This is a genomic window from Pseudomonas sp. NFIX49 (assembly GCF_900115915.1).
Taxonomy (GTDB): domain Bacteria; phylum Pseudomonadota; class Gammaproteobacteria; order Pseudomonadales; family Pseudomonadaceae; genus Aquipseudomonas; species Aquipseudomonas pharyngis.
This window is the reverse complement of the sequence record NZ_FOYE01000006.1, coordinates 114,002-134,223: the sequence shown is the minus strand read 5'-3', so window position 1 is coordinate 134,223 and position 20,222 is coordinate 114,002. Positions and strand designations below refer to the sequence as shown.

Here is a 20,222-nt window from a genome sequence, read left to right as displayed (position 1 = left end):
CTAGCGTTGTCAGAATTACGTGCGCAAGACTGCCCACTTTCGTCCGTGACCGCTGGTGGTAATCAAGATGCCGCGGACGGCGGACTCGATGTTCGGGTTGAGTGCCCTAATGCAATGGTAAAACCCGACTTCGTACCAAGAGCGCTCACTGGTTTTCAGGTGAAAAAGCCCAATATGTCCGCCAGCGCGATTCGCAGCGAGATGCGTCCAAAAGGCGTACTGCGGCACGTAATTGGCGAGCTTGCTGCTGCGTCCGGTTCCTACATCATAGTGAGCGCACAAGGGTCAGTCGCCGACAAGCCGTTGGCGGATCGACGCCAAGCGATCCGTGAACAACTACGTGATCTGGCCGATGCCCGAAAGCTTCACACGGACTTCTACGATCGGGACCGGTTGGCCACCTGGGTAAACGAGTATCCAGGCATCGTGGCTTGGGTTCGTTTACGGATCGGCATGAACTTAACTGGATGGAGCAGTATCGGAAATTGGGTCGGGACAACTGTCGCCGAACCTGGCATATATCTTTTCGACGATAAGGCGTGTCTAACGGATGAACGCTTTCCAGAACGGCCACAACTAACTATCGATGAAGGGATTGCTAAGCTTCGCGTTGCATTACACGCTCCTAAACAATGTATTCGGTTGGTCGGTTTGTCTGGGCTCGGCAAGACTCGATTGGTACAAGCCCTTTTTGAGAGTCAAGTTGGGGTAGATCCACTAGACCCAAGCCTCGCGGTTTACACGGATTATTCGGTCGAGACTGATCCAACAGCTCGGGATATGGCGCGTCTACTCGTTATGCGAGGCCAGCGCTCGATTCTCGTGGTAGATAATTGCAATCCAGCCACACATAGCGAACTCGCACGTATCTGCTCTGACAGCACAAGTAGCGTGAGTCTTCTGACTATTGAATACGATGTCGGTGATGATGAGCCTGAACGGACCGAAGTATTCCGTCTGCAATCAGCGTCAACCGACTTGGTTTCGCTATGGCTCAAACAGTCCTTCCCCAATATTTCGCAGATAGACAGGAGCACGATCGCGAATTTCAGCGACGGTAATTTTCGTGTTGCTCAGGCAATAGCCGACACACTGAGAAAAGGAGAAACCTTAGGTAAGCTTAAGAGCCGCGATTTGTTTGAGCGAATCTTCCAGCAACGTAACGAACACGATCAATCCCTACTGTTTGCGGCGGAAGATCTCTCACTTTTCTATTCGCTAAACGGTGAAGATACTTCGAGTGACGGCGAGCTGGCAAAAATTGGAAGCATTCGCTTAGTCACTTCAAATGACATGTTTACAGCGCTTGTCAGGTTAGGTCGTCGCGGAGTCGCCCAGTCGCGCGGCAGGTGGCGCGCAATACTACCCCATGCGATCGCCAACTCCTTAGCGACATCCGCGCTGGAAAGAATACCCCAGCAAGAATTCGATCGTTTTTGCAAAACTCTGACGCCGCGGATGCAGAAGTCACTTTCACGGAGAATAGGCTTCCTTCACGACAGCACTGAAGCGCAGTCAACGGTCGCTCGCTGGCTCTGCGTAGACGGCCCACTTGGAGATCTTTTTTCGTTGGGCAAGCAAGGTCTCGAGATCTTAACCAACATTGCCCCTGTCGCTCCTGATGCGGTACTCGCGAAAATTGAGCGGGAATTGAATAGCGCCAAAGGCGAACTGGTATTGGCACCTAATTCTACAGATCGCTGGCAGTGGGCCCGCCTAATCAAGATGCTTGGTTACGATCCACAACTTTTCGAGCGTGCCGCTATGTTGCTTGCCCGTTTCGTAGCTATTGAGCCTGAAGGTAACAAGGGTAATTCCGCGCAAAATATGTTTGCCGAGCTTTTTCATTTGCTTTTATCAGGGACACAGGCATCGCCGGAACAGCGATATGCCGCCGTCCGGCAATTGGCGATGTCAATCGATCTAGAGCAGCGCCGTTGTGCATCAATCGCTCTCGATGCCCTGCTAAAAACAGGCCAATTCACTTCATCGAGCACCTTTGAGTTCGGAGCCCGTCCTCGTGACTGGGGCTGGAGTCCGAAGATCAATAAGGATGCTTGGGATTGGTATACGGCAGCAATTGCGCTCGCAGTTGAGCTTTCACCTGCCATCGACGACGCTCCTAAAATCCTCGCACGCAGAGTTCGCGAAATTTGGGCCATCGATGCTTGCCACGAGGCGCTTGAAAGCGCCGCTGTAGCCCTAACGAAAGAAAAATCTTGGATTGAAGGTTGGCTTGGCTTTCGAGCTGCGCTTCGTTTCGAAGGGAAGGCTATGCGTCCTGACGTCAGGGGAAGGCTCGAGACAATCATTCAACGGTTGAAACCGTCCGATCTTTTGAATCAGGCACGCGCCATAGTCCTCAGTGGCGCCAACAGCGGCTGGGACATCATTGATGGCGACCCAGATGACGACGATGTAATGAAACCATGGCGGAAGGCTTCGCTTATGGCGAAGGAGGTAGGAAGTTTTTTGGGGCAAGACTCTGAGGCACGTAAGCAGTTTCTCGTTGAGTTAATACCTGCGTCGAATCAGCAACGCGCCTTTGAATGTGGAGAAGGTCTTGCGGAAGGGGCGACTGATCTATCGCAAATGTGGCACGAACTAGTTGGTGAATTTGCGCGTATCGCTCCAAATACGCGAAATGCAACAGTGCTAGGTGGTTTCATCTACCAAGCAAATCAGCGGGATGCCACATTCACATCATCGGTGTTGGAGTCCGCTATTGACGATCCCGATCTTGCTCCAAGTCTGCCCTATCTCCAGGCACGCGTAGGAATTGATAAAGCTGGTATCAATCGGTTGCGACGGGCAATTGGCAAGGGCGTACTCCGTGCGATGGACTTCAACAGTATTGCGAATGGCGCTGTCGGTGACTCGCCGCCTGAGGAGCTAAGTGCGCTCCTTCTTGATATTGCGGAATTGCCAGAAGGTGTGGAAATCGCGCTCGATATATTACATATGCACTTCTTTCGAGATAGAGAAGGTGGTCAACAATGGGATCACCTACTGATTGAGACCGGTCGAAATCTTCTATGCCGCACCGATTTCAGCAAAAGCGGACAACTACGCGATTACGGTATGTACACAGTAGTGAGCATATGCTGCGCTGGCATTAAAGGTGAAGATACCGCGCGCGACGTATGTAATCATCTGAGTGTGGCCATTGAGTCGTATCAAGCCTCTCCCTACGATTTGAACTACGTGCTCAAAGGATTGTTCGAGACTCAGACCTTCATCGCGTTGGATGCATTCCTACTCCACGGAGCGACGTCAGGAATAACCAATCTATTTGATATGCATTTTAGTTCTGACACTCCAGTTGAGAAAATTGATCCGGCGCTCCTTCGTCAGTGGGCGAACATGGATCCCACGTTAAGGTATCCGCTGCTAGGTCAAGCTATCCCAATGTTCAAGCGTAAACACGGCGAAGAAAGTGATGACTTTGACCCAGTTTTCTTGGAGTTATTGGAGGCTGCTCCAGATAAACACGCCTTTCTCGGAGACTACTGGGCACGTTTGCACCCGCGAAGCTGGATGGGGTCTCTAGCCAATGTATTGATTCAGCGCCGGTCGCAGGTGCTCAGGCTTCAAGTAAGCCCACATGCAGAAGTGCGCCAATGGATTGATGGGGTGCTTCCTGACCTCGACGTTTGGATTGAGAAGGAACAGATCCGTGATCGAGATAAGGAAGAAAGTTTTGAATAAAGAGCGTCGGCTCTATTCAGACGCGTCTATTAGGGTACGATCAAGAAGGCTTTTAAAATCTGCGGTCCTGCACGACAGGCAGCAATGGACCATAGCGGCCGCTTACTTGCATTCAAAAAACTGACTTTGCTGCTCCTAGAAGTTGTAGGCAGATTTAAATTTAGTATTTCGAAATACATGCGAAATTCTATAGGTAAAGGCTTAGTTTCGCCGCTTGTGGAAGTTTCGCTGGACGCCCAGTGTGTATAGCAAGCGGTGGAGCACAACACGGATGGCCGAAAATCGGGAGCTCAGAATGAACAGCGAGTGGGAGCGGTGGTGCCGCGATATACACCACGTGGTGGATGGTCTAGTCAAAGAGGTTGCTGAGATGAAGCAAGAACAGATCGTAGAGAAGCAGATCAGCGCGTTCATCCAACTCAATGAGAAACTGATGAACAACGCCAATGCATATACCAACCTAATCATGGTGGCGGGATACGCCGGCTACTTCGCCTTCTGGTCGACCTTGTCTGGAAAATTACCCACTTGGCTTTTCAATGCGTGCGGCCTTTCCATCACGCTTTCCCTTACCCTGTTCATCACCTGGGAAATCGTAAAAATGTTTTGGAGCGCCAAACATATGCGAGCGACCCAAGCGATTCTGTCGAAACGGCCACACGCGAGCGTTATTTCCGAATTCGAGAAAGCTTTTCAAGACTTCAGTACTCGCTCGCAAAAGGTCTGGCTCGTGTTCTTGGTTCCGACTGTGGTGAGCGGCATGACCGCAGCTTGCCTTTTGATCGGGTATTTCTGCCTAGGCCTGGCCGGAATGATATCGACTGCCTAAAGGGCCTGCGAATCGTCTCCGTTTTTGTAGATATCAATGACCGCTTTTGGCCGAAAGCGGTAGCCTGGTACGGCAGGTTTCGGCTAGAAGCGAACTCGACAGCTAGCCGCTGATGTCTCTACGCTGATCGATCTGGTGAAAGCACACCACTAAAAGGAGCAGTCATGTTGGTAGTTGCCATTGATCGAGATAGCGTTCATGCGGGAGATGATCTGGAAAGTCATGCAATATCGATCACACTCGATCAATCAGCAACACTGCGCACCTTGATCGAAGTGATACAAGATATGGACTACCTACCTCTTATCAGTGGAGGCAAGGCCACTTGGGTTGTTTATTCATCTGGCAAACCATTAGGTGTTTTAGCCCAGCAATGGCCAGAACCTAAATGGGTCGTGCGCCCCGAGAGCATCGTGGATCAATATTTGGGAAATATCGAGCCTCGCCTACTTTTCAGATATTGGTGTCAGGCAGATCCAGATGAGGTCTTTTCGGATGCCCAGGCCGGAAACGAACTGCCATCACGATTTTAGGATAGGCAGGAGGCATTGCTTCAGATCAATGCGGTTCAGATTACTGCTGTGGGTCAATAGCTGCCTCCTTGAACGACTGCTTCTGGCCGGTTGCTGCCTTTTGCGAGGGCTAGCTTCTAGCCGATTCTGTTGAAAAAGTCGCTTTGCCGAAACGGTCTCATCGTTGATCGGTGAAAACGCCTTTTTTGCACGCTCTTACGTGAAATCGTAATCCGGACGCCTCTGCCCAAAGCAAAGATTTCAATCTCACGCGCTTACTTTTCTGCCGAGGAAACCATGGCCGACTTTTTCAACAGAATAAGTCGATAGCAGTCGCTCGCACGTCTCTTCTTTTATCCTGAGGCTGTCGTAACGAACGGTAAGATTAATCGCAGGTAGACAGCTTATGGAGCTAATCCCAGTCCATTTTGATGTTTTCTTGTTTGCGGAACTCATCCAGTACGCTCTGATAATGGAGCCTTTCAAAAATCAAGCTCGGTATCGCGTCGTACCAGTCAACAGTAGGGGATTTCAGCGTGATCAAATCCCTTAACAAGCCAAATCGGCACCACTGGACTTGATGCTCATCAGCGGACTGCTCAGCGACGATAACGGTACAGGTCAGGTCCAAGTCATCAGAGCAGACAAGCAAAGGAACCAAGGTCTTCCATCCCGGCGCAGTGGAATAAATCCGATCCCATATCAACCAGGTATCTTCATCGCTGTATAAACCTGAATGGGCCGCTACAAGGTGAAGCTCAGCATCTGGATTTTGCCTAGGCAGCCAAATCTCCAAAGGTACTCCGTCAACGGCAAAGGTTGGATAGAAGCCGATGCTGTACTTCGATTTATGGCTTGCAATTGATAGTAGGTTGCTCATTCCATTCCTTGATTCTCTGGAAATTCGTAGAGCCTACATTTTTCCAAATGTAGATGTCTGCTTTTGGCCGGTTGCTGCCGGAGGCCGCTATTGGCCGATAGCTTCTCCCAGGAGAAAGGGCGACTGTTGGTCGGGTGCGGTACATTCTCAACGGTGGCTCGTGTCCAATTGCTTCCTGTCACAAGCGTCCATTTTTTGCCGATAACTCCTCCTAACTGCAATCAACTTGCTACAAGTGCTGACTTCCAATACGAAACAGTTCCAGTTTCAATACGCTCAAGGTCGCTCTTTCACTCGATTTCGAAGCAGCAAGGGCTGTCTGTTCACACCGAATTGCCTGCACCACTCCAGCACCGACACCCCAAACCATCGATGAAAAGCCCGCGAGAATGTACTGACATCGGCGTAGCCCAGCAGGTGCGCTACCTGCGGCAGACTGATCGTCGGGACCTGCAGGTATTTGCGCGCCAATTGCTGGCGCGTCTCGTCCAGCAACTGCTGAAAAGAGGTCTTTTCCTCAGCCAGGTGGCGCTGCAAGGATCTCGGGGTGACGGCCATGCAATCGGCCACTCTGTCGATCGTCGCGCGTCCGCTGGGCAACAGATTGCGCAGCAATTGCCTGACGTATCCCGGCATGGCATCGGTGGACAGACGTTCAATACCTGCCAAATGTTCAGCGATGAGCTGATGCAAGGCTTCACTGGCGCAATCCAGCGGCTGCGCGAGCACACTGGCATTGAAGAGCAATCCCGTGTGGGCGGCTGAAAACGTCGGCGTGATGTTTAGCGCCTGCCGATAGAGGCCTTCATCCGCCAAAGGCGCATGGCGGAGCATGATTGTCTCGGGTTGCCATGGTGCACTGGCCAGGGTTTGCATCAGGCGCAGACCGACCCCGCACGCCAGCTCTTCGGCCTGAGCGAGGCCGTCGATCTCCTGCTCATCGGCTCGATAACCCAGTAACGCGATGCCGTCGGCCACCTCCAGATAGAGATGCGCCGCGCCGTTGTACAGGGCGAAATTGGCGCGCAGTTCGCGCAGCGCGTCGCCGACGGTACGGGTGTTGTGAATCAGGAAAAACATGTCACCGAAGACGTCGACTCCCTGATGGAGGCCGAACTCCAAACCGAACAATGCGTTGTTCGAGCGCTGCCGGCACAGCGTCAACAAGCGGCAGTAATTGCGAAAGGACAGGATGTCTTCCGGGCGCTGCAGTGACGCTACGGACAGACACGCTTGGCGCAGCATCCGGTTCGGCTCCAGTCCCTGACGCCGGGCAAATGGATCGAAACCTGTCAGGCTGATGGCGCGAATGAACGGGTTGCAAGCCATGTCGATTTACCGAGGTAAGTGTTGCATGCGTTGTTTCCACTGCTGCGGGCTGACCCCGTTCCAGCGCGTGAATGCCCGGGAAAACGCGCTCAGGTCGGCGTAACCCAACAGACCCGCCACTTGCGTCAGGCTGAGCGAAGAATCGCAGAGGTAGCGCGCGGCCATCGACCGGCGTGTCTGGTCCAGCAGCGCCTGAAATCCAGAGCCCTGCGCTCGAAGATAGCGCTGCAAGGTGCGTGGACTGATCATCATGTACTCGGCCATGTCGCGCAGCGTGACCGGGCCGTGGGCCAGTTCATTGCGCAGCCTTTTTTGTAGGTAAGACGGCAATTCCTCCAGCGTCACGCGGGCCAGTTCGTCGATATGTTGCCGGGCCAATTGTTGGTATCTGGCGTCTGTCGTGCTCAGCGGTGTCGTCAGTAATGACTCATCAAACACCCAGGCATTGACCGGGCTGTCGAAACGCGGCGCTACCCCGAGCAAGGCGCGATAGGCCAGGCGGTTGGCCGGAGCACTGTGGCGCAACAGCAGCGATTTTGGTTGCCAGGCGTGCCCGAGCAGTTCGCGCAGCAGGCAACTGGCGATACCCATCGCCAGTTCCACGGTCTGGCGGACCGAAATAAAGGTGCCATCCGTGACGTCGTATAGCAGCAGGGCGTTACCGGCCTGACGCTCAAGCTGCACGAGCGCGCCGTCGCTATGGATATGGAAATAACGTGTCAGCAGGTTCAGCGCCTCGCCGACCGTGCCTGAACTGCGCATGGCGTAAAGCAGGGTGCCGAGACTTTGCGTGCCCTGGCGCAAGCCGAACTGCACGCCGAATAGCGGGTTGTGCGAGCGCTGGGCGCACAAGTCAATCAAGGCATTGAACTGCGCGCCGGACAGTCGAGCATCCAGAGGGTCTTCAGGCAGCTCAACCGCGGCCAGCGCCGAAGCCGGGTCGATGCCCTGACTGGCACAAAACGCCTTGAACCCCAACAGCGCAGTACCTCGAACCGTGGACATCCGCTCAACCCTCAGAATGACCGGCCGCCGCTGGCCGGAAAGAACTGGCACGATTTGCAAAATCGCTGGCGCGATCTGCAAAGCTTTCACCTCGCTCGGAGGGCCAGACTCGAAGCACCCATAACAATAAAACTGCGTTCGGCCCGCGGCCGGACGATGGAGGTGTTCGATGCGTCGGTTCCTGTTTGCTTTGCTCGCGGTCGCATTGGTTTCGGGTGCGCTGTATTCGCAGCACCGGCCAGCTGGCCACACCGTTGTCCATCATTCCAGTCACCCTCCGGTCGCCAGCATCAGCGATGCCTTCACCCATTTTTGAGCGTTAGAGCATTTTTTCCGGCAAGCAGGCGTCCTCGCGCAATTGACTACCAGCCAGCGCGCCATGCAGGAACATTTGCTCAAGGGTGCGTGCCGAATCGGCGTTGGCGGCTCGCCCGCGCTGTTCGGCATCCACCAGGCCATACACCAGAGTGATGAACAGCTCGGTGAAAATCGCGGCGGTGATGTCGATGCGAAACAACCCTTGTTGCTGGCCTCTCAGAAAAAATCCGTCCAGCGCCTCCAGGTAAAACTGCCAGCGTGTGTCGCCCCGTTCGAAATCGAGAAAGTCGGGGCGGTAATGTGCCATCAGAAACGCCAACAACTCGCGATGGGCGAGGTGTTCGCGGATCAATCGACGTAACGCGTCCAGCGCCTGCAAATGCTGCAAACCGGCACGGCGGATAATCAAATTGAGCGTTGCTTCGGCGTGTTCTTCCAGTTTTTGCACCAGGTTTTCCCGTGTCCCGCAATAGCGGTGCAGGGTGGCCTTGCTCACGCCTGCCAATTGCGCCAGCTCTTTCATGGTTGCCCTCGGCCGGTTGACGACCGCCACGGTCAACGATTTGAGCAGGTGTTCTTCATGGAAAATCAGGTTCATCACCAAGCCTCAAGCGACCGTAATGTAAGATTCATATATTTCTCACATGAGACAATATTGACTCATTAGGATTTGAAAAGTAGCATTCGCACCAAATTCAATCAAGCCTCGGGTGAGTTATGGGCAATTTGCGTGCAGTAGGGATGGCGGGGTCGTTGGCAGTTGCCATTGCGCTGGCCGGGTGTGGACCAGCGAATGAACAGGCGGATATGGCTGAAGTGGCGCGTCCGGTAGAGGTGCTTGCAGTGAAGACTGAGCCACTGGCACTGACGTCAGAGCTGCCGGGGCGGGTGGAACCGATGCGCGTTGCGGAAGTGCGTGCGCGGGTGCCGGGCATCGTGATGCAGAAGCGTTTTGAAGAGGGCGCTGATGTCAAAGCCGGCGACCTGCTTTTCCAGATCGACCCGGCACCGCTGAAAGCAGCCTTGTCTCGCGCCGAGGGTGAACTGGCCCGTGCGCAATCCGTTGCCCTTGAGGCTCAGGCGCGGGTCAAGCGTTATGAACCGTTGGTGAAGATCGAAGCGGTCAGCCAGCAGGACTACGACAGCGCCATGGCCGATTTGCGCAGTGCTCAGGCGGCCACGCGTTCAGCCCAGGCTGATCTGCAAAGCGCCCGGTTGAACCTGGGTTATGCCTCGGTGACCGCGCCGATTTCCGGGCGTGTCGGCCGCGCACTGGTCACAGAAGGCGCCTTGGTCGGTCAGGGTGACGCAACGTTGATGGCGCGGATTCAGCAGCTGGATCCGGTGTATGTCGACTTCACCCAATCGGCCGCTGACGCGCTGCGTCTGCGCGAATCACTCAAGGGCGGCAAACTCTCCGCCGACGACAACAAGGCGTTGTCGATTCGTGTCGACGGCACTGCTTACGAGCGTCAGGGCGCCCTGATGTTTACCGATGTCGCCGTTGACCGTGGCACCGGCCAGGTGTCGTTGCGTGGCAAGTTCGCCAACAGTGACGGTGTGTTGCTGCCGGGCATGTTCGTGCGCGTGCGCACACCTCAAGGCACCGACAATCAGGCCATTCTCGTGCCACAGCGCTCGGTGCAGCGCGGCAGCGATGGCGGGGCGCAAGTCATGGTGGTCGGCGCCGACGGCCGCGCCGAAGCGCGCACTGTGGTGACCGGTTCCATGCAGGGTTCGCGCTGGCAGATCAGTGAAGGCCTGAAGGCTGGCGATCAGGTGATTGTCAGCGGCCTGAGTGGCCTGCAGGCAGGCGCCAAGGTCGCGCCTGCTCAGCCTCAAGCCCAGGCGCTGACGCCTGAGTCGAAACAGTAAGGGCGCCGTCGCCGCGAGGATATTCCGATGTCTCAGTTTTTCATCAAACGCCCGAACTTCGCCTGGGTGGTGGCGTTGTTCATCTCTCTGGCCGGTCTGCTGGTCATTCCGATGCTGCCGGTGGCGCAATACCCCAACGTCGCGCCGCCGCAGATCAAGGTGACGGCAACCTATCCCGGCGCCTCCGCGAAGGTGCTGGTGGACTCGGTCACCAGCGTGATCGAAGAGTCGCTCAACGGTGCCAAGAACTTGCTGTATTTCGAGTCGACCAACAACTCCAACGGTATCGCCGAGATCGCAGTGACGTTCCAGCCGGGCACCGACCCGCAGCTCGCTCAGGTTGACGTGCAAAACCGTCTGAAAAAAGCTGAAGCGCGGATGCCGCAAGCCGTGCTCACCCAAGGTCTGGAAGTGGAGCAGACCAGTGCCGGGTTCTTGCTGATCTATGCGCTGAACTATAAGGAGGGTACCCAGCACAGCGACACCACCGCACTGGGCGACTACGCCGCGCGCAATATCAACAACGAGCTGCGCCGGGTTCCGGGTGTCGGCAAGCTGCAGTTCTTCTCCTCCGAAGCGGCGATGCGCGTCTGGCTCGACCCACAGAAACTGGTGGGCTACGGGCTGTCCATCGACGACGTCAGCGCGGCCATCCGCGGCCAGAACGTACAAGTGCCGGCCGGCAGCTTCGGCAGTACGCCGACCAGCAGCCAGCAGGAACTGACCGCCACCCTGGCGGTGAAAGGTACGCTGGACAATCCGGAAGAATTCTCACGCATTGTCCTGCGTGCCAACGAGGACGGTTCCACGGTCAAACTGGGCGACGTCGCCCGCGTGGAAATCGGTCAGGAAAGTTACAACTTCAACTCGCGTCTCAATGGCAGACCTGCCGTGGCAGCGGCGATCCAGTTGTCGCCCGGCGCCAACGCAATCCAGACCGCAACCGCAGTCAAGCAGCGCCTGGCCGAACTGTCGGCGTACTTCCCGGATGACGTGGAATATTCCGTTCCTTACGACACCTCGCGTTTCGTTGATGTCGCGATCGAGAAGGTGATTCATACCCTGATCGAAGCGATGGTCCTGGTATTTCTGGTGATGTTCCTGTTCCTCCAGAACATCCGCTACACCCTGATTCCGTCGATCGTGGTTCCAGTGTGTCTGTTGGGCACGCTGATGATGATGTACCTGATGGGCTTCTCGGTGAACATGATGACCATGTTCGGCATGGTGCTCGCGATCGGCATTCTGGTGGACGACGCAATTGTTGTGGTGGAGAACGTCGAGCGGATCATGGCCGAGGAGGGCTTGTCGCCGGTTGATGCCACGGTGAAAGCCATGGGGCAGGTATCGGGCGCGATCATCGGTATCACCCTGGTGTTATCGGCGGTGTTCATGCCGCTGGCGTTCATGTCCGGCTCGGTCGGTGTGATCTACCAGCAGTTCTCGGTATCGCTGGCGGTGTCGATTCTGTTCTCCGGTTTCCTTGCCCTGACGTTCACCCCGGCGCTATGCGCCACGCTGCTCAAGCCGATTCCACAAGGGCACCATGAAAAGCGTGGCTTCTTCGGCGCTTTCAACCGTGGCTTCGCCAAGCTCACCGATCGCTATTCGGTGCTGAACAACGGGCTGGTGGCGCGCGCCGGCCGGATGATGTTGGTGTATTTGGGCATTATCGCCATGCTCGGCTTCTTCTACCTGCGCCTGCCGGAATCCTTCGTGCCGGTGGAGGATCAGGGCTACATGATCGTCGACGTCCAGTTGCCACCGGGCGCGACTCGCACCCGTACCGAAGCGACCGGCGAACAACTGGAGCGCTACCTGGCTACCCGCGACGGGGTTCAGTCGACGTTCCTGGTGTCCGGCTTCAGCTTTTCCGGGATGGGCGATAACGCAGCGCTGGCATTCCCGGTGTTCAAGGACTGGTCGGAGCGTGGCGAAGATCAATCGGCCATGGCGGAAGTCAATGCGCTGAACGAGCAATTTGCCGTGACCAACGACGGTGCGGTGATGGCCGTGCCACCGCCACCGATTGACGGGCTGGGCAACTCCGGTGGTTTCGCCTTGCGCCTGCAGGATCGTGCCGGTCTGGGCCGCGAAGCATTGCTCGCTGCCCGTGACCAGGTGCTCGGTCAGGCCAACGGCAACCCGAAAATCCTCTACGCCATGATGGAAGGCCTGGCCGAGTCGCCGCAATTGCGCGTGGTGATCGACCGTGACAAGGCACGCACCCTGGGGGTGAGTTTTGAATCAATCAGCAGTGCGTTGTCTGCCGCGTTCGGTTCGGAGGTGATCAACGACTTCACCAACGCCGGCCGCCAGCAGCGCGTGGTGGTGCAGGCCGAGCAGGGCGACCGGATGACTCCGGAAAGCGTGCTCAAGCTTTATGTACACAACACCGCGGGTGATCTGGTGCCGCTCAGTGCTTTCGTCACCACGCATTGGGAGGAAGGTCCGGTGCAGGTGGTGCGCTACAACGGTTATCCGTCGGTGCGCATCGTCGGTGATGCGGGGCCGGGCTACAGCACCGGTGAAGCCATGGCGGAAATGGAGCGTATCGCTGCGCAATTGCCGGCCGGCTTCAGCTACGAGTGGACCGGTCTGTCCTATCAGGAGAAGGTCTCCAGCGGTCAGGCCACGCAGCTGTTCGCGCTGGCCATTCTGGTGGTGTTCCTGCTGCTGGTGGCGCTGTACGAGAGCTGGGCGATTCCGCTGACCGTAATGCTGATCGTGCCGATCGGCGCCATCGGTGCGGTGCTCGCGGTGATGGTCGCCGGCATGCCCAACGACGTGTACTTCAAGGTCGGTTTGATCACCATCATCGGTCTGGCGGCGAAAAACGCGATTCTGATCGTCGAGTTCGCCAAGGAGCTTTGGGAGAAAGGTTACAGCCTGCGCGACGCCGCGATCGAGGCCGCACGGCTGCGCTTCCGGCCAATCGTGATGACGTCTATGGCGTTCATTCTCGGCGTAGTGCCGCTGGCACTGGCGACCGGGGCAGGTGCCGCAAGTCAGCGGGCGATCGGTACCGGGGTGATCGGCGGCATGCTCAGCGCGACGCTGCTGGGGGTGTTGTTTGTACCGATCTGTTTTGTCTGGGTGCTGTCGATGCTGCGCAGTAAACCTGCGCCCATTGAACAACCCGCTTTGACTCAGGAGTGACACATGCGTATTTCAGGATTTTCTACGCTGGTGATCGCCATGCTGCTGGCCGGTTGCTCGTTGGCGCCGACCTATGAGCGGCCCGTTGCACCGGTCGCGGACAACTGGGCGGGCGAGTCGCTGAAACAAGGCGCTCCGATCAACCAATTGGCGTGGCAGGCGTTCATCGTCGATCCCGATCTGCGCCGTCTGGTGGAGGTTGCGCTGGATAACAATCGCTCATTGCGCCAGACCCTTCTGGACATCGAGCAGGCTCGGGCGCAGTACCGAATTCAGCGGGCTGATCGGGTTCCCGGGCTGAATGCAAGCGCGTCCGGCAATCGCCAGCGCTTGCCGTCGGACCTGGCCAGCGACGGCCGGGCAGGGGTGGCCAGCCAGTATCAAGTCGGCCTGTCGCTGCCCGAATACGAGCTGGATCTGTTTGGCCGGGTAAAAAGCCTCAGCGACTCGGCGCTGCAGGAATATCTGGCTACCGAAGAAGCCGCCCGCGCCGCGCAGATCGCGCTGATCGCCGAAGTCAGTCAGGCCTATCTTGTTCATGACGGCGCCCAGCGTCGTCTGGATTTGACTCAACAAACCCTGAGCAGCCGCGAATACTCGTTCGCGCTGATCAGCCAGCGCCGCTCCAGCGGCACGGCGACTGCGCTGGATTATCAGGAAGCACTGGGGCTGGTGGAGCAGGCGCGGGCCGAGCAGGAACGCAATCTGCGCGAGAAGCAGCAGGCGTTCAACGCGCTGGTTTTGCTGCTGGGGACAAAGGATGCAGGGAAAGTGATTCCCGAGCGGCTGACGACGCAGCCGATGCTGGTGCAGGACATCGCCCCGGATACCACCTCGACGCTGATCGAGCGCCGGCCGGACATTCTTGCGGCCGAGCATCGACTGCAAGCGCGCAATGCCGACATCGGCGCGGCACGGGCGGCGTTCTTTCCGCGTATCAGCCTGACCGGCAGCTTTGGTACTTCCAGCGCGCAGATGTCCGGTCTGTTCGACGGTGGCTCGCGCTCCTGGAGTTTCGTGCCGAACCTTTCGCTGCCGTTGTTCGATGCCGGTCGCAACAGTGCCAGGCTGAGTCTGGCCGAAGCCCGCAAGGATTCAGCCGTGGCGGCCTATGAAGGCACGATTCAGACGGCGTTCCGCGAGGTCGCCGATGCATTGGCCGCCACCGACACCTTGCGCCGGGAGGAAGCCGCGCGCCGCGCACTGGCCAACACCAGCACTGAAACCCTGAGTCTGGCCAAGGCCCGTTATGAAGGCGGTATCGACAGCCACCTGCGTTATCTCGATGCCCAGCGCACCAGTTTCGTCAACGAAACGGCGTTTATCGAAGTCAGCACTCAGCGCCAGATTGCCTTGGTCGATCTGTTCCGTTCGCTGGGTGGAGGATGGTCATCACAAACAAACGTCAGATAAATCCTGGCAAGAGCTCCTTTGGGTTGGCGCATCCAACCCTTTGCCCCGTAGACCGAGAGGTCACGGGGCTTTTTTGCAGGAGGACAGAGTGTGGATTATTGGGGTTTTACGTTAGCGGCACCGTGCAGGAACATCTGTTCCAGCACATTGGCCGAGTTGGCGCTGGCCGCGCGCCCTCGGCGCTCGGCATCGACCATTCCGAAGATCATGGTCAGGAACAACTCTGTGAAAACGGCTGCTGTGATATCGATGCGAAATGCGCCCAATTGCTGGCCGCGCAGAAAAAAAGCATCCAGGGCATCGGCATAAGATTGCCAACGGTCGCCCTCACCGTTGACTGGAAAAGTGTCGGGTCGGTACTGAAAGAGCAGGAAAACCAGCATTTCACGATGCGCCAAATGCTCATTGATCAAACTGCGCAACGCCTGCACCGGCTCTCCGTGCAGCAGGTCGGTTGTGGTGGTGATCTGGTTCAGCACCGTCTCACCGTGGCTTTCCATTATCTGCACCAAGTTGTCGCGGGTGCCGCAAAAGCGATGCAGCGTAGCCTTGCTCACGCCTGCCGCTTCAGCCAGTTCCTTGAGCGTCGCACGGGGGCGATCAACGATGGCCAGGGCAAGCGCCTTGATGAGTCGTTCGTCTTGAGGAGTCAGGGACATCAGTCGGTCTCGAATCGTATTTCAGTCCTCGGAATTGTGCAGGAAAAGCTCATTACTGCAATGAAAACCACAGAACTTGAGCAACTTACTTCATCTGAGACGAAATAAGCTCAACGCCCGGCTCACAAAGCTGAACGGATTTCGGGGTATTTGCATGTCATGAACTGCAAAATACCTGGCGTGATCTGCCAAGCTTTTGCATCGGTCGTTATCCAGAATCGAAACCCTCAATAACAAAAGACACTGCATTTGGCTCCCGCCAGATGACGGAGGTTTGCGATGCGCCCGATTCTATTTTCCTGCCTGGCCCTGACTCTCGTCTCTCTCGCCATCTACTCGATTCATAGCTTCTACTCAGTGGGCTCATACGGTGTGTTCAGCCCGGTCAGCTGGAACCCGACAGCACAGTCGCAGCCAGCCTATCCCGTTGCCAGCATCGGTGATGTTTTCCGGAAATTCTGAAACGCCGCGGATATTCGATCTTCAATCACGCCCTCTCAACACCCTGAATACGTCAGTAAGGGACACTCCATGTGTGACCTGATCCATTACCGCGTCGTAGATGGCCTGGCGCTGATCGGTCTTGACCGTGCGCCGGTCAACGCACTCGACCAGACCCTACGTGCAGCCCTCATTGATGCCTGTGAGCGTGCCGCTACGGACATAGCGGTGGGTGCCGTCATTCTCTATGGGGTGCAGGGACTGTTCAGTGCTGGTACCGACATCAAAGAATTCGGGACCGAAGCGTGCTTCGCTGAACCTGACTTGCCTGGCATCCTGACTCGCTTGAGCGCGCTTCATAAACCACTGATTGCGGCGATCAGTACGTTTGCGTTAGGAGGAGGGCTAGAGCTGGCCCTGGCCTGCGGATACCGGATTGGTGCGCCAGATGCACGGCTAGGGTTGTCGGAAATCAATCTTGGTCTGATGCCTGGCGCCGGCGGTACGCAACGCTTGCCCAGGCTGATAGGCGCCGAATCGGCTTTGAACCTCATTCTTTCAGGTGAGCAGATCGATGCCGAGCGTGCTCGAATGCTCGGCATTCTTGACCGTATCTCCTCCAGCACCGAACAGTTGCTGGAAGAGGCGCGCGCTTATGCCAATGAGCTGATCGAATGTTGTGCTCCTGCGCGGCCAGCCGAAGCATGGCCAAACCCCGCCGAGGACTTGCCCGATGATTTCCTGGCGCGTTATCGCGTGGAGCATGAGCCGCGCTGGAAAAGTCGACTGGCGCCCAGGTTGGTGCTTTCTGCGCTGGAGGCCGCCTGCCTGTTGCCGATGGAAGAGGGATTGGTGCGGGAATTGACGCTGTTCAAGCAGGCTGAAGCATCACGTCAGTCGAAAGCATTGCGGCATGTTTTCTTCGCAGAACAAGACGCGCGGCGAACGCCCCGGATCGATACGGCTGATCCGTCGCGCAAGATCAACAAGGTTGCCGTGATCGGTGCAGGCACCTTGGGTGGAGGCATCGCGATGAGCTTTGCCGATGTCGGTATTCCCGTTGCGCTGATGGATCTTGATGGGCGCACGCTTGATCGCGGTCTCAAACGTGTTCGTGAAAACTATCAGCTCAGCGTCAAGCGCGGAAAACTCAGTGCCGTACAAATGCAGCAGCGGATGGAGCTGCTGTTTGGCACGCTCGACTACGCAGACCTTTCAGATGCCGACCTGATCATTGAGGCGGTATGCGAAAAGATGGAGAGCAAGCATCAGGTGTTCCTCGCTCTGGAGAGCGTGTGTAAGCCAGGTGCCATTCTTGCGACCAATACGTCGTCGCTGGATATCGATGCGCTCGCGAAGATGGTCTCTCGTCCGCAGGATGTCATTGGCATGCATTTCTTTAGTCCGGCCAACGTCATGCGATTGGTGGAAATTGTGCTTTGTCAGACTACAGCGCCGGACGTCGTAACCGCTGTCATGGACATCGCCAGACGTATCGGCAAACTTCCGGTCATCTCCGGTAACAGCGCCGGCTCCATCGGTAATCGCATGCTCGAACCCTATGCCCGCGAAGCTCACCGTCTGGTACTGGAGGGGGCGACGCCGGTCCAGGTTGATGCAGTGCTGACCAGTCTGGATTTGAATATGGGCGTATTCAGCATGCTGGATCTGGCAGGTATCGATGTGAGCTTTCTAATGCGCGACGCCAAGCGTGAAGCCATCGCCCATGACCAGAGCTACTGCTGCCTTGCCGAGGAACTGTATGCCTTGGGACGGTACGGGCAAAAGACCGGACGTGGCTTTTACCTCTACGAGGGACGTAGTCCAAGGGAAGACCGGGAAGTCATCATGCTGGCAGAGCAGCTTGCCCGTGAACACAACGTTACGCGTCGCAACATCGAAGATTTGGAAATTCACGATCGCTGCCTGTTTGTAATGATCAACGAAGGCATTCGCTTGCTGGACGAAGGTATTGCCCTGCGTGCCAGTGACATCGATCTGGTGTGGATCAACGGCTATGGCTTTCCCGCGCATCTCGGAGGCCCCATGCATTACGCCGAGCAGTTGGGCCTGGAAACGGTGCTCAGCCGCATCCATCACTATCGCAGCGCGCTTGGCGAATACGGTGAGATGTGGTTTCGCCCAGCGGCGCTTCTGGAACGTCTGGTAGCCGCCGGCAGATCTCGCATCGAAATATTCTGAAAATTCCCTTTCTCCGGACGAGAGCGAGTCATGAGGACGACCACGCATCTGCCTCATGCTCGCCCGATTTCGGAGAAAGGGACCTGTTACCCGTAGAGCGCGCCAGCGCGATTCATTTCGAGGTGTGTTGATGACTCAAGATTTCATTCAGAATTTTTCGCTTGCCGGCCGAACTGTATTGATCACCGGCGCCTCCAGCGGCATTGGAGCTCACCTGGCAAGGGTCGCTGGGCATGCCGGCGCCCGGGTTGTGCTGACTGCACGACGCGTCGAAAGACTCGCACAGGTGGCAAAGGACATTGAATGGGATTGCGGGCAAGCGCTGTCCGTCGAACTCGATGTGACTGACCGGAACAGTGTCGAAGCGGCGTTCGATGCGGCCGAAGCACATTTTGGCGTGGTTGACGTGGTACTCAACAACGCAGGTATCGGTAACGGCCAGCGTCCACTCGAAATCAGTGAAGAGCAGTGGCGTGAGATGCTTTCAACCAATCTGGATGGCGTCTGGCGTGTCGCCCAGGTTGCTGCACAAAGGCTGGCAAAGGCCGGACGTAAGGGCAGCATCGTCAACGTGGCCTCGATACTCGGACTGCGCGTTAGCACCGGTTACAGCCATTACTGCGCTGCAAAAGCCGGGGTGGTTCAGCTGACCAAGTCACTGGCGCTGGAGCTGGCGCGGTACAACATCAGGGTCAACGCCATCGCGCCAGGTTATTTCAAGACTGAAATGAACGAAGCTTTTTTTGAGGGTGACAAGGGCAACAGCTACATCCGCGATAGGGTGCCCATGCGTCGACTGGGTCAGTTACACGAACTGGCCGGTCCCTTTTTGCTGTTAGCGAGTGACGCCGGTGCATTCATGACTGGCAGCGTACTGACCGTGGATGGAGGCCATCTGGTCAGCAGCATGTGATCGGCTCAGTGACTGGCCACCAGCAGGGCCAGTGCGGCGCAAGCCGTCTCGGTTTCGGCCCTCAATCTATGCAGGTCTCCATGGGCGGACCACGCGATAGTCAACCCGTCAACTAGTTGGACCAGAAGCCGACTTGCGGCCTTTAAAAACTTTTCCCCCAGCTCTGCGCCTACAGCTCGCTCCAGTGCCTGCTCAGTCGCTTCAATGGCTACTGAGTAAATCTTGCTTGCCATTTCGGGGTCATTGCGCAGTGCCCAAAAAAACAACTCACTCTGCGCCTTGGCCGCGTCCGGATGATCGATGAACCAAGTGATCAACTGTCGCAGGACTTCGGCAGTCGTATCAGCGGCAGTTGTCCCGGCAGGGACGTGTTCCAACGCTTGATGAGGCAGGTTAAACAGTGACTCATAGACGGCATAGAAGAGGTCGTTCTTGGTATGGAACACGTAATGCAACGATGCCAACGGACAACCGGCCGCCGCCGCTATCCGTCGGGTCGTTGCATTGGCGACACCGTGCTCGGCAATCACTTTGATCGTTGCCTCGACGAAATCCTGCCGGCGTAATTCAGCGCCCATTCTGGCCATAGGTCAGCAATCTCCAATATTCCTGGCGCCCTTTATCGGTAAGGGCACTGTCGACGCTTGCGGATGCTACAGCAACGAATCGCCTTGCGTCAGGGAAGAAACGGTGGTCTGAAACTGTCGCACCATTATTGGTAACGACTGTTTCGCAAATTCCCGATTTGGTGCGAACCGAAGAAACACTCGGAAATGTTTAACGAAACTCTCGTGGCTCGAATCTATCCCGCGTCTCTGTAATCGATTGATTAAACGTGACTATTTCCCGCGCTTCAGACATTGGCACCAGCCTTGCTTTGATCAAGCGACTTGGTCAATTGATCAAGTCAGTTGATTAGGTTAGCGCAGGCAACGTGTTACTGCCGTCAAAGTGGCCACGGTGCCGATCAAGACCCACG

General features: G+C 56.6%; 15 protein-coding genes. 9 read left to right on the top strand and 6 right to left on the bottom strand.

Annotated features, from left to right (window positions below; genetic code table 11):
* Window positions 1-114 precede the first annotated feature (114 nt).
* From BMZ46_RS18340 to BMZ46_RS18330, 3 genes are all read left to right on the top strand, one after another.
* Window positions 115-3,708, top strand: coding sequence for an amidohydrolase family protein (locus tag BMZ46_RS18340; protein WP_254778425.1), 3,594 nt, complete (start codon window positions 115-117; stop codon window positions 3,706-3,708).
* 295 nt (window positions 3,709-4,003) lie between these two features.
* Window positions 4,004-4,537, top strand: coding sequence for a hypothetical protein (locus BMZ46_RS18335; RefSeq protein ID WP_139184870.1), 534 nt, complete (start codon window positions 4,004-4,006; stop codon window positions 4,535-4,537).
* 164 nt (window positions 4,538-4,701) lie between these two features.
* Complete coding sequence (locus tag BMZ46_RS18330; protein WP_074690574.1) at window positions 4,702-5,070, top strand: hypothetical protein; 369 nt, start codon at window positions 4,702-4,704, stop codon at window positions 5,068-5,070.
* 391 nt (window positions 5,071-5,461) lie between these two features.
* Here the strand turns inward: BMZ46_RS18330 and BMZ46_RS29565 are convergent, their stop codons facing one another.
* The 3 genes from BMZ46_RS29565 to BMZ46_RS18315 all read right to left on the bottom strand — a co-directional run bounded on the left by BMZ46_RS29565 (window position 5,462) and on the right by BMZ46_RS18315 (window position 8,263).
* Window positions 5,462-5,929, bottom strand: a complete 468-nt coding sequence (locus BMZ46_RS29565; protein ID WP_235375889.1) for a hypothetical protein — start codon at window positions 5,927-5,929, stop codon at window positions 5,462-5,464.
* 276 nt (window positions 5,930-6,205) lie between these two features.
* Window positions 6,206-7,258, bottom strand: a complete 1,053-nt coding sequence (locus BMZ46_RS18320) for an AraC family transcriptional regulator (protein WP_074690575.1) — start codon at window positions 7,256-7,258, stop codon at window positions 6,206-6,208.
* A gap of 6 nt (window positions 7,259-7,264) precedes the next feature.
* Window positions 7,265-8,263 carry an AraC family transcriptional regulator gene (locus BMZ46_RS18315; protein ID WP_074690576.1) on the bottom strand — a complete coding sequence of 333 codons (999 nt, stop codon included), beginning with the start codon at window positions 8,261-8,263 and terminating at the stop codon, window positions 7,265-7,267.
* Window positions 8,264-8,432: 169 nt separating this feature from the next.
* On the opposite strand from BMZ46_RS18315, the gene BMZ46_RS29350 reads away from it, so the two are divergent.
* Window positions 8,433-8,579 carry a hypothetical protein gene (locus BMZ46_RS29350; RefSeq protein ID WP_164872147.1) on the top strand — a complete coding sequence of 49 codons (147 nt, stop codon included), beginning with the start codon at window positions 8,433-8,435 and terminating at the stop codon, window positions 8,577-8,579.
* A gap of 3 nt (window positions 8,580-8,582) precedes the next feature.
* On the opposite strand, the gene BMZ46_RS18310 is transcribed toward BMZ46_RS29350, so the two are convergent.
* Window positions 8,583-9,179, bottom strand: a complete 597-nt coding sequence (locus BMZ46_RS18310) for a TetR/AcrR family transcriptional regulator (RefSeq protein WP_074690577.1) — start codon at window positions 9,177-9,179, stop codon at window positions 8,583-8,585.
* A 119-nt stretch (window positions 9,180-9,298) separates the two neighbouring features.
* On the opposite strand from BMZ46_RS18310, the gene BMZ46_RS18305 reads away from it, so the two are divergent.
* The 3 genes from BMZ46_RS18305 to BMZ46_RS18295 are packed head-to-tail and all read left to right on the top strand — an operon-like array spanning window position 9,299 to window position 15,028.
* Window positions 9,299-10,456, top strand: coding sequence for a MexC family multidrug efflux RND transporter periplasmic adaptor subunit (locus BMZ46_RS18305; RefSeq protein WP_039768489.1), 1,158 nt, complete (start codon window positions 9,299-9,301; stop codon window positions 10,454-10,456).
* A gap of 27 nt (window positions 10,457-10,483) precedes the next feature.
* The gene (locus BMZ46_RS18300; protein ID WP_011334170.1) at window positions 10,484-13,615 is read left to right on the top strand and encodes an efflux RND transporter permease subunit; all 3,132 of its coding nucleotides are present in this window, start codon (window positions 10,484-10,486) and stop codon (window positions 13,613-13,615) included.
* A 3-nt stretch (window positions 13,616-13,618) separates the two neighbouring features.
* Window positions 13,619-15,028 carry an efflux transporter outer membrane subunit gene (locus BMZ46_RS18295; RefSeq protein ID WP_074690578.1) on the top strand — a complete coding sequence of 470 codons (1,410 nt, stop codon included), beginning with the start codon at window positions 13,619-13,621 and terminating at the stop codon, window positions 15,026-15,028.
* Between the two features lie 95 nt (window positions 15,029-15,123).
* Here BMZ46_RS18295 and BMZ46_RS18290 read toward each other — a convergent pair whose 3' ends face one another.
* On the bottom strand, window positions 15,124-15,687 hold the full coding sequence (locus BMZ46_RS18290) for a TetR/AcrR family transcriptional regulator (RefSeq protein ID WP_011334168.1): 564 nt from the start codon (window positions 15,685-15,687) through the stop codon (window positions 15,124-15,126).
* Window positions 15,688-16,218: 531 nt separating this feature from the next.
* Between BMZ46_RS18290 and BMZ46_RS18280 the strand changes: the two genes are divergently transcribed.
* Together BMZ46_RS18280 and BMZ46_RS18275 are read left to right on the top strand one after the other, a co-directional pair.
* The gene (locus tag BMZ46_RS18280; RefSeq protein WP_074690579.1) at window positions 16,219-18,330 is read left to right on the top strand and encodes a 3-hydroxyacyl-CoA dehydrogenase NAD-binding domain-containing protein; all 2,112 of its coding nucleotides are present in this window, start codon (window positions 16,219-16,221) and stop codon (window positions 18,328-18,330) included.
* Window positions 18,331-18,460: 130 nt separating this feature from the next.
* Window positions 18,461-19,243 carry an SDR family NAD(P)-dependent oxidoreductase gene (locus tag BMZ46_RS18275; RefSeq protein ID WP_011334166.1) on the top strand — a complete coding sequence of 261 codons (783 nt, stop codon included), beginning with the start codon at window positions 18,461-18,463 and terminating at the stop codon, window positions 19,241-19,243.
* 5 nt (window positions 19,244-19,248) lie between these two features.
* Here BMZ46_RS18275 and BMZ46_RS18270 read toward each other — a convergent pair whose 3' ends face one another.
* Window positions 19,249-19,830, bottom strand: a complete 582-nt coding sequence (locus BMZ46_RS18270; RefSeq protein ID WP_011334165.1) for a TetR/AcrR family transcriptional regulator — start codon at window positions 19,828-19,830, stop codon at window positions 19,249-19,251.
* Between the last annotated feature and the right edge of the window lie 392 nt (window positions 19,831-20,222).